The organism is Streptomyces finlayi (assembly GCF_014216315.1).
GTDB lineage: Bacteria > Actinomycetota > Actinomycetes > Streptomycetales > Streptomycetaceae > Streptomyces > Streptomyces finlayi_A.
The window spans coordinates 259,813-272,233 of the sequence record NZ_CP045702.1 but is presented as its reverse complement, the minus strand read 5'-3'; the positions used below and the strand labels follow the sequence as shown (position 1 = coordinate 272,233).

Genomic DNA, 12,421 nt, shown 5'->3' with positions numbered 1-12,421 from the left:
AGCCCGGGGGGTGGCCAGGGCGCCCGGACCGAAGGCCGCACCGTGTGCGGAGGGGGAACGGACCGCAAACGCTTGCGAAAGTTTGCTGATGGCTCCTCAGGTGACGGCGGACGGCCTGCCGGAGAGGCCGCGGTGGTACGAGCCCGGAGCGGAAGGGCTCGTACCGTTTCGCCAGTTCAGTCGTCGCGCCGTACCGGCTGGGCCCCACCCGGCCGATGGCCACGGCCCGCGCGGTCGGGCCGCTTCCGTGGTCGCGCAGAAGGCATAGCTGGCGCACAGATGCGCACGCGAAAGGATGACGTTTTGGGGGCGACCGCGGTCGGATCTGTCCCCGGAGCGCTGCCGACTGAGCCCCGTGACCATGGGCGGCGGCATCTTGTTAATGCCTCAATCATCACCCTTCGCCCGGGTCGGACGGCTGTCCTGATCACGTCACCGCCGGGTGTACGACGGCTCCGAACTCCGGCGCACGCCTTTCCCCTAAGTCCGGGGACGTCCGAATGTGGTCGCATCGCGCCTCCCGGGCCTGCACAATTCGCTTGTGATGGATGACGACCCGTACCTGTGGCTGGAAGACGTCGAGGGCCGAGCGGCACTCGACTGGGTGGCCGAGCGCAACGCCGAGACGGAGGCCGCGCTGACCGCCGACGCGGGCTTCGACTCACTCAAGAGCCGCCTGCGGGAGGTACTGGACGCATCGGACCGCATCCCGTACCCCGTCCGTCGTGGAGCGTTCCTCTACAACTTCTGGCGGGACGCCGAGCACGTACGCGGGGTGTGGCGGCGTACGTCACCGGAGCAGTACCGCAAGGACGTCCCGGAGTGGGAGATCCTTCTCGACATCGACGCCCTCCGCGCCGCAGAGGGCGAGAAGTGGGTGTGGGCCGGTGCGCGGGTGCGCCATCCCGCCTATGACCGCGCGTTGGTCTGTCTGTCGCGCGACGGCGGCGACGCCTTCGCGGTCCGCGAATTCGACCTCGCCACCCGGACCTTCGTCGATGACGGGTTCCAGGTGGGGGAGGCGAAGACGCGGATCGGCTGGATCGACGCCGACACCGTCTTCGTCGGTACGGACTTCGGCCCGGGCTCCCTGACGGACTCCGGCTATCCGCGCACGGTCCGCAGGTGGCGGCGCGGCACGCCCCTGGAGGAGGCCGCCCCCGTCTTCGAGGCCGAGACGGGAGACGTGTCCGCCTGGGCCTGGCACGACAGCACCCCCGGTTTCGAGAGGGACTTCGTCGCGCGTTCGCTGGACTTCTTCCGCAGCGAGACGTACCTCCTGGCGCCCGATGACACGCTCGTGAAGATCGACGTTCCCGACGACGCCCGCGCGTACGCCCATCGCCGGCATCTGATCGTCACCCTGAAGTCCGACTGGCTCGGACACCGAGCCGGTTCCCTGCTCGCGTTCGGCTTCGACGCCTTCCTGGCGGGTGACCGCACCGCGGAGGTGCTGTTCGCCCCGGACGAACGGACGGCACTGGACGGCCACTCATGGACCCGTCACCATCTGATCCTGGAGACGATGCGGGACGTCAGTGCCCGTATCGAGGTCCTCACGCCCGGTTCCGGCGATGGCGGCACCGTCGGAGCTTCGGACGCTTCCGGCCGCGGGTGGACGCGGAAGCCGCTCGCGGATGTTCCGCCCCTGTCGGCCGTCACGGTGGTGGACACGGACCCGGACGTCTCCGACGAGTTCTATCTGGACGTCTCCGGCTTCCTGCAGCCCTCCACCCTCTACCGGGGCGAGACGGGCGCGGACACGGAGTTGCTCAAGCAGGTGCCGGCCCGCTTCGACACCACGGGTCTGACGGTGGAGCAGGCGTTCGCGACGTCCCGGGACGGCACCCGGATCCCGTACTTCGTGATCGGCCCCGACCGCACCACCACCGGCCCGGGTCCCACCCTGCTCTACGGGTACGGTGGCTTCGAGGTCTCCCTCACCCCGCACTACGGAGCCATGACGGGCCGGGCCTGGCTGGAGCGCGGCGGCACGTACGTGATCGCCAACATTCGGGGTGGCGGCGAGTACGGACCCGTCTGGCATCAGGCCGCGCTCGGCGCCGAACGGCCGCGCGCCTTCGAGGACTTCGCGGCCGTAGCGGCGGACCTCGTCGCACGGGGCATCACGACCCCCGCGATGCTGGGCGCCGAGGGCGGAAGCAACGGCGGCCTCCTCATGGGCGCGATGCTCACCCGCTACCCGCACCTCTTCGGCGCCATCGTCACCCAGGTACCGCTGCTGGACATGCTCCGCTTCCACAAGCTCCTGGCCGGCGCCTCCTGGATCGCCGAGTACGGAGACCCGGACGACGAGGCGGACCGGGACCACCTCCGGGCGATCTCCCCGTACCACCAGCTCCGAGCGGACCGGGAATACCCACCGGTCCTCCTGATGACCTCCACCCGGGACGACCGTGTCCATCCCGGCCACGCACGTAAGACAGCAGCCCGTCTGCGCGAACTCGGCCACGAGGTCCTCCTGTACGAGAACACCGGCGGCGGGCACGCGGGCGCGAACGACAACGAGCAGTCCGCGCACAACAGCGCCCTGGTGTACACGTTCCTGTGGCAGCGGCTCACCCCGGTGGATGGTCCCCCGGGCCTCTGAGCAAGGAAACACATGACCGTTCTCCGGCACTCCGTCACCGTCCGGGCCCTGGAAGCCGAGCGTGTCCGGGAACCAGCGCGCCTGTGCGTCGATTTCGCGAATCCACCCGTGCGCGCAACGGTGAGACCGTCCTGGCGGACGGGCGGCCGGTCGCCGCACTGGCCCTCATGATTGCCGGGGGCCGGCTGCGGCGGAGCTTCCGGGCGGGGGCGGAGCAGGCGGCGGCCGGGTGGAACAAGGTGATCGACGAGCTGTCGGCACTCGGCACCGACGACCTGCGGGCCGAAACGGAACGGCGGGTCACCGAACGCGTACCGGAGAAGGACGTGGCAGCCCGCTCAGCCCGGTTGCCTCACTCGCCGTAACTGGTTGAATACAAGGAGGTCGGTACTCCTTCGATCGGAAGCGGTTGAGCATGGCAGTAAGGGAGAGGCCCTGCCTCCTGGCAGGGGTGGCGGACGCTGATGTACGCGCACGGGCTGTGGACCGCGTGTGATGGCGGAGCCGCCCGCCGTTCCGACCCGGTCCACGAACTGCTGGTCAAGTTCACGTCCATGTGCGGCAAATGGCTCAGCATGAACGTGCTGATGATCGACGACAGACGGGTGATCGCGGAGCGGCACCACACCGGGATGCTGCGGGCGCTGGAACGCTGGGGGTTCGAGCCGATCCCGTGCGACCTGATGCACTACGCGCCGTTCGGCGGCTCCTTCCACTGCGCGACGCTCGACGTCCGGCGCCGCGGCACACTGGAGTCGTACGTCGACTGAACGGCCCGGCCGAGCTGTGGGGTTCGGGGCGGCGCGGGCGGTGCCGCACCGGTGCGGAAGACTGCGAACATGGAATTCTTCTGTTACCACCGCGACCGGCCTGGCTCCCTGCCACTGCGCGGCGAACTGCTGGAGGAGCACTGGTCCTACATGGACGGGTACGCGGCGGAGATGATCGCCCGCGGCCCGAGCCTCACGAGCGACCGCGAAGCCCCCACCGGCAGCGTGCACATCGTCGATCTGCCGGATCCCGCCGCCGCCCGGGCCTTCGCCTTCGGCGAGCCCGGCTACCAGGCGGGTGTGTACCGTGACGTGCTGCTGCGCCGGTGGCGCAACGCGTTGGGGCGCACCATGTGGGACTTCCCAGGCGGGGGGAGCGGCGGCAACCGGTACCTGGTGATCGGCCTCGGCGAGGGGGAGGCCGCCGATCTCGCCCTACCGCCGGACCAGGACGAGCTGATCGCGTACGGACCGCTGCTCTCCGACGACGGTGCCACCTGGCTGGGGACGGCGGCGCTGGTGCGGGCGCCGGACCCGGACACGGCGCGAGCCGTCCTCACACCGGACCGGTACGCCGACATCGAGGTGCACGACTGGCAGTTCGGTGGACGGTCGTCATGACCTGAGGCTCCGCTGCTCCTCCCCGCCCTCCCTACGCTCCGTACGTGAGCTGTTCGTATGAAATGAAGGAGTCTTCCGCGCGTTCGGAGTCCGGTAAAGCCGTAGGGAAGGGCGAAAGGCCGCACAGTGGACGGCGTCGGAAAGTGACGCCCAGTCCGATGCGCAGGTCCGGGTCGTCACGGATTACCCAGAGACAGGCGGTCAGCCGATTCCGGGGAGCGTGACATGACTGCCCTTCAGCTGTCGGTCGTGGTGCCGTGTTTCAACGAGACCGAGGCGATCGAGACCTTCCATGCCGCCTTGCTCGCGGCCCTCGAGTCCTTGGGCGACGAGCTGGAAATCTGTTACGTGGACGACGGCAGCACCGACGGGACGAGACTGCTGCTCGGAGGCCTCGCAGCACTCGACAAGCGTGTCCGGTACACCGCCTTCAGCCGGAACTTCGGCAAGGAGGCGGCGATGCTCGCCGGACTCCGCATGTCCCGGGGCGCCGCGGTGGTGCTGATGGACGCGGACCTCCAGCACCCGCCGGAACTCATTCCCCGCATGCTGGAACTGCACCGGCACGGCTACGACCAGGTCATTCCCCGGCGCGACCGTACGGGTGACGGTGTGCTCCGCAACACCCTCAGCCACACCTACTACGCGCTGGTACGCCGCTGCATGGACGTGGAGGTCGTGGACGGCTCCGGGGACTTCCGGCTGCTGTCACGGCGGGCGGTGGACAGCGTGCTCTCGCTGCCGGAGAGCAACCGCTTCTCGAAGGGGATCTTCTCCTGGATCGGCTTCGACACGGTCAGCTTCCGCTACCGCAACAGGGAGCGCGCGGCCGGCCAGTCGAAGTGGGGCAGCAGAAGGCTGCTGAACTACGGCATCGACGGATTGCTGTCCTTCAACAACCGCCCGTTGAGACTCGCCATCTACACCGGATTCTGGGTCTTCGTCTCGGCGTTCGTCTACGCCCTGTCGACGATCGTGAACGTCGCGCTGAACGGTGCTGACACCCCTGGTTACGCCACCCTCCTCACGGCCGTCGTGGCACTCAGCGGAATTCAGCTGGTCACGCTCGGCGTCATCGGCGAATACGTGGGCCGCATCTACCACGAGGCGAAACACCGCCCACCGTATGTCGTACGGGAGACGAGCGAATCGTGCCCCGTGCTGCCCAGCACGCCTGAACCGGTTGTCCCGGGCGAACTGAGTGAACTCGCCGCCGGCCGGTCGCGCACCCTGCGCCAGTTCGCCTCGTTCGTTCTGATCGGCTTCGCGAACACGGCGGTGTACCTGGGCGTCTACTACGTGCTGAACCAGATGATCCCGTATCTGGCCGCCCATGCCGTGGGCTTCACCGTCAGTGTCATCGGCTCGTTCCTGCTGAACTCCTACATCACGGTGGGGACCAGGCCGACCTGGCGCGGTTTCGTGCGTTTCCCCCTGTCGAGCGTGATCAACCTGGTGGCATCCGGTGCCCTGCTCCATTTCGCGGTCACCCAGCTGGACATGGACAAGAACCTCGCGGCCCTGGTCGCGGGCGTGCTCGTCACACCGGTCTCCTTCCTGCTGGCCCGATGGGCGATCACCTCGGGCCGACGCGAGGGCACTCCGCCAGGCCGGCCGGACGACGACCCGGCAGCGGAGCCACCGATGATCAGGTCCGACAGTCTCTGACCGACGGTCCCCCCACACGTTCTCCGGCGTCGAAAGGCACCTCCGCACATGGTTGGCAGCGTCCCTGGAACCGCCGTTCCGGAGCAACCGGACGAGAAGGGCCGGTCCGCCGGGGCGGGTGCGGCGCCGGACGAACGGCATCGCCCGCCGGCTACGCGGCCATGGACCGGCCTCTGGGTACCGGCCCTCGCCCTCCTGCCCCTCGGTCTGCTCACCGCCGCGGCATGGTTCGGGCGCTGGATCCGCCCCAGTGCCGACGACTGGTGTTTCCTGCCGGTCGTACGGGACGAGGGCATCGCCGGCATCGTCGGCAAGTTCTACCTCGACGACAACGGCCGGATCGCGAACGGGCTGCTGGTCGGCGCCTACGCGAAGTTCGGAGTCGCCGGGCACCAGTGGTTCGCCCTGGTGAGTGGCGTCCTGGTGCTCGGCATCCTGTGGGCGGTGACGGTGGCGGCCCTGCGCAGAGCGGGAGTCACCGTGCCACGCGGCACCGCCCTCCTGATCGCTTCCATGGTCACCGCGCTCTTCCTGTTCGTCACGACGAACACGTACAAGACCTTCTACTGGCCCGCCGCTTCCGTATCGCACACCCTGCCGCCCGTGCTCGCCTGTGCCGCGGTGATTCCCCTGCTGCTGGCCCGCTCGCGCCGGGGGAGGCTCTTCGCCCTGGCCGTGGCCGCCCTCATGGGTCTGTTCATCGGCACGCTGTCGGAGGAGACCACCGTCGTCGTCGGCGTCGTGCTCGTCGCCGCCATGCTGATCGGCCGCTGGGTCTTCCCGGCCCGCTCCAGGGCGTACGCCTGGGCCTGGTGTGCGGCGGGCATCGCCGGAACCGGGGCCGGCGCCCTCGTCCTGCTCGCCTCACCGGGCTCCCAGGCGCGCAGGGAACGGTTCGGTGCGCAGAACGCCGCGCTCCTCGCCCCCGACTCGCTGATCGGTTCACTGCGCGGCTTCGTGGAGATCATCGTGACGGTCGCCACGACCTGGCAGTACGTCGGAGCGATCGCTGTCGGCATCCTGCTGGGCCTGTTCGCCGACCGGGCGGACGGACGCCCGACCCGCCCGCCCACGTACTGGCCGCTGCTCGCCGTGGCAGGAACACTCGCACTGCTCGTCTCCGGATACCTCTGCACGGTCATCACCTACCCGGCCTTCAACGAACGCGTCGCGGTCGCCAACCGCCTCTGGAACGACTACCTGCTGCTGTACGTCGTGCTGCTCGTCGGCGCGGGGCTGCTCCTGGGACAGGGAGTACGACTGATCGCCCGCACCACCGCGCCCGCCAAGGCCGTCTGCGCCGCGCTCTGTGTCCTGGTGTGCGTCGGCCCCGCGGTCTCGCTCGCCCGCCTCGACACCAACATGCAGGCACGCGCCCAGCGTTGGGACCGTCAGGACCGGCATCTGCGGGAGCGGGAGGCGGCGGGCGCCGAGGTCCTCCCGTACACACCGGTCACCGTGAGCGGGATGCTGGAGCCGTTCAGCCGTCAGGGGCGCAGCCCCTGGCCCGCCGGGTGCGTCGCCGACTACTACCACCTCGAACGCGTCACGTACTCGACCGAACTCCCCTGAGCGCCCTGTCACGGGGGACGGCTCCGAACCGGTCCGTGCATGAAGGTGCGGGGCAACCGACCGACGGCTCATCTCCCCGCGGGGGATGGGGAGACGAGCCGTCCAGCACGCGGCCTACCAGATCGCTTCGACCCACTCGGGGTGGTCGATGAACGGGTTGCGGTTCTTCTGGTAGGTGTCGAAGATGATCTGGTTGCGCCGCTCTTCGAAGGCGCTGGGCGGGTCCTGCGCGTTCCACTGCTTCAGCACGGAGAGGCGGCCGTGGTACGGGACGCTGCCGTTGGACACCGAGTCGTTGGGCTCCAGGTCGGCCCAGGCGTCATCCCCCTCATAGCGGACGGCCATGTAGAGGATCATGCGGGCCACGTCCCCCTTGTCCGCGTTGCGCGGCTCGAAGGAGTTGGAGTCCGTGTAGCTGCCGGCCGCACCGCTGACCGCGCTGCCGCCGTTGTCGAAGTCCTTGTTGCCCCGGATGCTGTTGACCTGTACATCCGCCGGGCGCAGATGGTGAAGGTCGGTGCCGGGGCCGGACGAGGTGCCGAAGCTGCCGTGCGACTGGGCCCACACGTGCTCGCGGTTCCAGTCGCCGACACTGCCGCCGTTGAGGCTCTTGCTGCGCGACGTGCCGCTGTACAGCAGGATCACATTGCCGCTGTTGCCCGGGTCCTGGTCGGTGACCTTCAGCGCGGTCCAGACGGCGTCGTACGAAATCTTGGTCTGCGGGCTGATGATCGTGTGCAGCGAGGACTTGAGGCTCGTACCGGACTTGCCGATCGCGTTCCTGTAGTACGTGCTGTCGTACGCGGTCGTCGTAGCGCTCGCGGGACTCGCGGCGACGGTCGGAAGGGTGAGACCGAGGAGAACGGTGGCGACGGCAGCCGCCAGCACCTTCCATCTTCCTATGTGCGCAACGGACATGGGGGGCCCTTTCCCGAGGGACGACACGCACTGGAACGCGGGTTGGTACCTCAACCGTGCCGCGTTCTACGCGTGTTGACTTTTTGTCACCGGGAGCATGGCACGGGGTGTCGGCCGCTCACGTAACCGGGAGAAGGCGTTTTCGTGACGTTCTCGCATACGACGCAACCTCCTTCCAGGGCCAGCCCTCGGCCCGGTGTGACGCCGACTGCGCCGCCAGGTGGCCCGATCGGCTGCACTTGCTGCTCCGTACGGGGCAATGTGGCAGATCTTCGGTACGCGGCCCCGCGATCACCGAGTGCCCGAGCGATCAGCGCCCGGGCAGTCGCCCGATGAGGAGAACGCGATGCGTATGCGTCATTCGCTGCTCTCCGCCGGTGCCGCGGCCGTACTGATCCTGGGACTCGCGCCGACCGCGACGGCCATGAACACCGCCGCCGGGCACGCCGCCACGGCGATGAACCCTTGCGGGTTCTACGAGACCGGATCCGACGCCCGCTGCAACCACTGCACGTCGGACGGGTCGAACGTCGTCATCGAAGTCGAGGTCTTCGGCCCCAACTACGAGCGCTGCGTGGGCCCCGGCGACACCTGGCTGGGATCGGCGAGCAGGATCCAGGGAGCCCACTCCGTCGGCCGGACCTGCTGACCGGCGGAACACAGGGCGGAGTCCTCCGTACCGGCGAGCCGGTCCGCGCCCATGGACGGAGCACGGACCGGCCTCGCCGGGGGCCTCCCCGGCTGGGGGCGGCAGTACCGCCAGGTGAGCGGGGCAGCGGTCATTTCGGAGTGTGACCCGAGTATCAATAAGGTGGCCCCATGTCTGCCACATTGAGCTCCATAAAGACGGCCACCGCGCTGCGGACAACGGCACGCGTCTCCGCCGAGTTGCTCCTGGTCCTCGTCGCGGCCGCCGCGGCCGTGTGGGTGCTGGGCTGGATGTGGCCGGTCGTCTGGCCGATCGTCGTCGGCCTGTTCCTCACCACTCTGACCTGGCCTCCCACGCGCTTCCTGCGCCGGCGCGGCTGGCACCCCGCCCTCGCGGCATCGGCCGTGACCGTCCTGTTCCTCCTCGTTCTCGTGGCCATACTGGCGCTGATCGCCGTGCCGGTGGCCTCCCAGTCGGGCGAGCTGACCGACGGCGTGGTCGAGGGCATCCAGAGGCTGCGCGAGTGGGCGGCCGGGCCGCCGCTGAACATCGGCGACGACCAGATCAGTGGCGCCTTCGACACCGCGATCGCGCGCGTCCAGGACAGCATCGGCAGCATGGTCACCGCGGTCGGCACCGGTGTGAGTACCGTGCTGAACGGTGTGGTCACTGCCTTCCTGTCCCTGTTCCTGATGTTCTTCTTCCTCAAGGACGGCCCGCGGTTCCTGCCGTGGCTCACGCGTCAGCTCCCCGGCCGGCTGGCCGTCGACGTTCCGATCGTGGCCGCGCGCGGCTGGGCCACCCTGGGCGCCTTCGTACGCTCGCAGGCATTCGTCGGCCTGCTCGACGCCGTATTCATCGGCCTCGGCCTCTGGATCCTGGGGGTGCCCCTTGCGCTTCCGCTGGCGGTACTGACCTTCATCTCGGCGTTCGTCCCGATCGTGGGTGCCCTTTTCGCCGGTCTGGTCGCGGTACTCATCGCGCTGGTGTCCAACGGCCTGACGGACGCGCTGATCGTGCTGGCCATCATCCTGGTCGTACAGCAACTGGAGGGCAACGTGTTCCAGCCCATGATCCAGAGTCGCGGGCTCGGCCTCCACGCGGCAGTGGTCCTGCTGGCGGTGACCCTGGGGGGAAGCCTGGCCGGCATCGTGGGCAGTCTGCTCGCCGTCCCGGTCGCCGCGCTGGTCGCGGTGGTCTGGAACTACCTGCGCGAGCAGCTCAGCGACCCGTCGTCGGAGCCGGCCCCCGAGCCGGAGCCGGAGGAGCCCGATGGCTCGTACACCGCCGGTGCGGCCGTTCCTGCGTAGCGGACGCTTCTCGCGGACCAGGCTGCGAGGCATGTCCCAAGGAGGAGCCCTCGGCGAGGTTCCTGCTCGATCCCTTCACCGCCGCAGGCATCGCCGTACCGGCCCGCGACGCCTATGACCTGCGTGACTTCGATGCCGAGGTGAAGAAGGACCTGGCGGAGGCGCGTCGCATCTGTGCGGATGTGCAGGGCCTGTCGGGAAGGTGATCGAGGTCGGCGCACATGAGCGCGCGCGGCGCACGTACCGGTACGTGGGGCCTGCTGACGTGAAAGCCGGGGTTCGGCCGGGCGGCGCGGGCCGGAGAATCGGCTCGGCTGCCGAATTCGAGAGATGGGCGTCGTGGCAGTCGGCGCAGGACCTGGCCGAGCCGTTCACCTTCGTTGTCGGCGGCGAGGCCGAGCTGCGGCTGGCACCCCGCCGCAGTGAGCACGTGGCGTGTGCCGGTGGCGGGCCGGTTCTGAGCGCCGGTGAGATCAGCTTCGTCCTCGAGACCGACCGCTGGTTCGTCGGTGAGGTGAGCAACCAGTCCACGGGCTACTACCCGGACGCCGGGTCATGGCCTGCCGTCGCCGAGGCACTGGACCGGGTGGGACTCGGCCGCCCCGACGGCTTCACGCATGAGGTGGTGTTCCGGCGCTGTCCTCACTGCCAGGAGCACAACATCGTGCGCGAGGACGACTTCGTGTGCGTCTTCTGCGTTAGCGATCTGCCCGATGAATGGAACGTGGATACGGCCGTCGGTGGGGAAGCGCCACAGCCGACGACAGGGTTCACACCGGCGGCCGGGACGACGAGTTCGCTCATGTCCTGACATACCTACGCGCCACGGTCCCGGAGGCCGATCTGCCGGCGTTCCTGAGGCCGTGTTCGGGCGCAAGCCTGACGGCACCACCATCGACGGTCTGTCGGCGGTCGAAAGCTGAAGAGTACGGGAGCGAGGGCCGGGCCGGGCAAGGGCCGCGTAGCGGCTGCATGAGCCATTCCCGCCGCCCGCTGCCCGGCGAAGCCGACTACGAGCGCTTAGAGTTCGGCGTGACCCATCCATCGGCAGGTGCGAGGAGCATCGTGATCACGTGGCGGCGTCTGACGGAGGATGACTTCGGGTTGTTGCGGGAATGGCTCATGCAGCCGCACGTGGCCCGCTGGTGGCACCACGACACCTCCCCGGACGCGGTCGCACGGGACTTCGGGCCCGCGGCGCGTGGTGAGGAACCGTCCGAGGATCTCCTGGTCATGCTGGACGGCACCCCGGTCGCCCTGGTCCAGCGCTGCAGATTCGCGGACTACCCCGACGACGCCGAGGAGCTCGCCGGACAGGTCGAGCTGCCCGGCACGGCCGTCACGATCGACTACCTGCTCGGGGACCCCGCGAGGGTGGGGCAAGGGCTGGGCCCGCGCATCATCCGGGCGGTCGTGGAGGCAGTCTGGACCGACTGTCCGGACGCGTCCGCCGTCGTCGTCCCGGTCCACACGGCCAATCGCCCCTCATGGCGCGCCCTGGAGAAGGCCGGGCTGCGCAGGATCGCCACAGCAGACCTGGACCCGGACAACCCCGACGACGACCGAACCCACTACGTCTACCGCATCGACAGACCTGCCGACCCGCTCGCGGATACCGGTCCCGGTCCCGGCCCCCGAGCCGATCCGTGAGTCGATCCGTGCGTCCGGTGATCAGCTGACGTGGGCGGCGATGGTGCGCGCACACGCTATGGATTCGGCATGCGTCGTGTCCACCTCCACGTCGTAACGCACCCCTCGGTGCACCACATCCGCCTGCAGCGCGGCCATCCCCTGGACCCGGTCTCCACGTGCGACCTCACGGTCCGCGGCCACCGCGCTCTCACACCTGACCGCGACCCACAGCGCAGCCACTTCTCCGAGAGCCTTCTGCCACCGCTCCTGGGAAGCCGCTCCGCCGAGGAAGACGTCGTCGACGACGATCCGGGCGCCTGCGCGGGCCATCGCCACGATGCCCTCCGTCCAGGCCGCCTCCAACGCCCGGAAGTCCGCCCCGACGCTCACTCGGCCGTCCGCCGCGAACTCGATCCCGGAGTCCGACGCCCGCATCCTGGCGGGCATCGCGTCGACGAACGAATCGACCCCGAACGCCAGCCACGGTTCCGGAAGTACGGCCTGCAGACACCGCACGATCCCGGACTTCCCCGAGCTGGAACCGCCATTGAGGATGATCATCTGAGTCGTCACCATGCCACGGTAAGGGCACCTGGCCGGGGGGCGACGCGTGTCCCGGTGACATCGGCTGTCGCTCGGCGTACCTCCGGCCCGGCCGGGCCGGTGGACG

11 protein-coding genes and 1 pseudogene are annotated in these 12,421 nt (G+C 69.2%); 10 read left to right on the top strand and 2 right to left on the bottom strand.

Annotation, left to right across the window (positions count from 1 at the left end; all coding sequences use genetic code 11):
• Positions 1 to 544: 544 nt before the first annotated feature.
• From F0344_RS01360 to F0344_RS01335, 6 genes and pseudogenes are all read left to right on the top strand, one after another.
• Positions 545 to 2,611 carry a prolyl oligopeptidase family serine peptidase gene (locus F0344_RS01360; RefSeq protein WP_185302458.1) on the top strand — a complete coding sequence of 689 codons (2,067 nt, stop codon included), beginning with the start codon at positions 545 to 547 and terminating at the stop codon, positions 2,609 to 2,611.
• 83 nt (positions 2,612 to 2,694) lie between these two features.
• A complete protein-coding gene (locus F0344_RS01355; RefSeq protein ID WP_185297011.1) occupies positions 2,695 to 2,976 on the top strand; it encodes a hypothetical protein in 282 nt (93 codons plus the stop codon).
• A 174-nt stretch (positions 2,977 to 3,150) separates the two neighbouring features.
• A pseudogene (locus tag F0344_RS01350) lies at positions 3,151 to 3,381 on the top strand (amidinotransferase); the annotation flags it as partial.
• A gap of 69 nt (positions 3,382 to 3,450) precedes the next feature.
• Positions 3,451 to 4,002, top strand: a complete 552-nt coding sequence (locus F0344_RS01345) for a YciI family protein (protein WP_185297010.1) — start codon at positions 3,451 to 3,453, stop codon at positions 4,000 to 4,002.
• A gap of 225 nt (positions 4,003 to 4,227) precedes the next feature.
• Positions 4,228 to 5,670, top strand: coding sequence for a glycosyltransferase (locus tag F0344_RS01340; protein WP_185297009.1), 1,443 nt, complete (start codon positions 4,228 to 4,230; stop codon positions 5,668 to 5,670).
• A gap of 48 nt (positions 5,671 to 5,718) precedes the next feature.
• The gene (locus F0344_RS01335) at positions 5,719 to 7,242 is read left to right on the top strand and encodes a DUF6056 family protein (RefSeq protein WP_185297008.1); all 1,524 of its coding nucleotides are present in this window, start codon (positions 5,719 to 5,721) and stop codon (positions 7,240 to 7,242) included.
• Positions 7,243 to 7,356: 114 nt separating this feature from the next.
• Here F0344_RS01335 and F0344_RS01330 read toward each other — a convergent pair whose 3' ends face one another.
• A complete protein-coding gene (locus F0344_RS01330) occupies positions 7,357 to 8,160 on the bottom strand; it encodes an endonuclease I family protein (RefSeq protein WP_185297007.1) in 804 nt (267 codons plus the stop codon).
• Between the two features lie 346 nt (positions 8,161 to 8,506).
• On the opposite strand from F0344_RS01330, the gene F0344_RS01325 reads away from it, so the two are divergent.
• The 4 genes from F0344_RS01325 (at position 8,507) to F0344_RS01310 (ending at position 11,769) form a co-directional block, all read left to right on the top strand.
• Positions 8,507 to 8,809 (top strand): DUF6355 family natural product biosynthesis protein, encoded by a 303-nt coding sequence (locus tag F0344_RS01325; protein WP_185297006.1) that lies wholly within the window; start codon positions 8,507 to 8,509, stop codon positions 8,807 to 8,809.
• A 170-nt stretch (positions 8,810 to 8,979) separates the two neighbouring features.
• Positions 8,980 to 10,119 carry an AI-2E family transporter gene (locus tag F0344_RS01320; protein ID WP_185297005.1) on the top strand — a complete coding sequence of 380 codons (1,140 nt, stop codon included), beginning with the start codon at positions 8,980 to 8,982 and terminating at the stop codon, positions 10,117 to 10,119.
• A gap of 265 nt (positions 10,120 to 10,384) precedes the next feature.
• Entirely contained in the window at positions 10,385 to 10,930 is a 546-nt protein-coding gene (locus F0344_RS01315; protein WP_258049571.1) for a hypothetical protein, read from the top strand.
• Between the two features lie 221 nt (positions 10,931 to 11,151).
• The gene (locus F0344_RS01310; RefSeq protein WP_308461004.1) at positions 11,152 to 11,769 is read left to right on the top strand and encodes a GNAT family N-acetyltransferase; all 618 of its coding nucleotides are present in this window, start codon (positions 11,152 to 11,154) and stop codon (positions 11,767 to 11,769) included.
• A 21-nt stretch (positions 11,770 to 11,790) separates the two neighbouring features.
• On the opposite strand, the gene cpt is transcribed toward F0344_RS01310, so the two are convergent.
• Positions 11,791 to 12,324, bottom strand: coding sequence for a chloramphenicol phosphotransferase CPT (gene cpt, locus F0344_RS01305; protein ID WP_185302456.1), 534 nt, complete (start codon positions 12,322 to 12,324; stop codon positions 11,791 to 11,793).
• Positions 12,325 to 12,421 lie beyond the last annotated feature (97 nt).